Origin of the sequence: Neisseria sp. HMSC067H09 (assembly GCF_001814135.1) — a bacterium.
GTDB lineage: Bacteria > Pseudomonadota > Gammaproteobacteria > Burkholderiales > Neisseriaceae > Neisseria.
Map to the genome: position 1 here is coordinate 1 of NZ_KV814941.1, position 1,218 is coordinate 1,218.

The following is a 1,218-nucleotide window of genomic DNA, read 5'->3' on the forward strand; positions in this document are numbered from 1 at the left end:
GTTTGCGGCGGATAAGGGTGTCGATGTGTTGAATGAGCTGCGAATCGAGTTTATAGGGTTGTCGCTTACGCTGTTTGATAGTCCGGCTTTGCCGCTGGGCTTTCTCGGCGCTGTATTGCTGTCCTTGGGCACGGTGCCGTTTAATTTCGCGGCTGATGGTGCTTTTGTGGCGGTTAAGCTGTTTAGCGATTTCGGCGATGGTGCAGTCGCGTGACAGGTATTGGATATGGTATCGTTCGTCTTGGGTCAGTTGTGTGTAGCTCATGGCAATCTTTCTTGCAGGAAAGGCCGTATGCTGCCGCATACCGGCCTTTTTCTGTTATGGAAAGTTGCACTTCAAATGCGAATCCGCCGACCTTTGGGCATTTTTTCTTTCAAAGATTAAATGCATAAAAAACCCGCAGCCGAAGCTGCGGGTCAATTTAGGTCAGTTCTACGAAGAATATTACCATTCGTAGTTCAAACCTACGTTGTAAGATGCAGAGCCGCCTGAAGAGGTACCCACTGCAAGACCGGCTTTAGCTGCAAAGTTTTCATTGAAGCGATAACCTGCACCCACAGCAACTGCGGTATCAGATTTGAAACCACCCAAAGCAGCAGTAACATTGAATTTACCGACGCTGTAAGGTTGGAACAGGCCGCTGAGGGCTGCTTGTGCTGCCAGACCTTGGCGGGTCTCTTTACGCAGGTTCGCTACGTTTTTATCCAGGCTATCGATGCGTGCTGAGTTTTTAGCAATACCTGCAGCGTGTTGACCATTTGCAGTTTGCAATGCAGCAATATCGGTTTTGTTAGTATCGATTTGCTTAGTATTGGCTGCAATTTGTACCGCATTGGTATCGGCACTTTCTTGAGCTTTGGCAGCAGCGGTTTGTGCAGCTTTGGCATGGCTGTCAGCAGTTTCGGCAGATTTTTGGGCAACTTCAACAGCACCTTTTGCCACTTGAGCTGATTTTTGAGCTTCAACAGCTATTGTTCTTACGCTTTCTACAGCAGTCTTATCAGCTTTGGTCTCAATTGCTGCTTTGTTGGCATCGATATCTGTGCGGTGAGCCTTCAAAGCATCAGCTGCAGCCAAATCTGCTTTTTTCAAAGTAATGATGTCTTCATCCAAGCTGGCAATAGCATTGTTGAAGCCGTCGTTAGCTTCTTTTTGCTCTTCAAGTTTGGCAGTATTTTCAGCGATTGCCGCTTTATTGGCATCAATTTCTTTACGAT

At 47.1% G+C, this 1,218-nt stretch carries 2 protein-coding genes; both read right to left on the minus strand.

The features are described from left to right. Positions 1 to 265, minus strand: a 265-nt coding sequence (locus HMPREF2954_RS11905) for a helix-turn-helix domain-containing protein (RefSeq protein WP_141755664.1), incomplete at its 3' end; no start/stop codon positions are given. 180 nt (positions 266 to 445) lie between these two features. Continuing rightward, positions 446 to 1,218: YadA C-terminal domain-containing protein (locus tag HMPREF2954_RS09750; protein ID WP_210398486.1), on the minus strand; the 773-nt coding region annotated here is incomplete at its 5' end.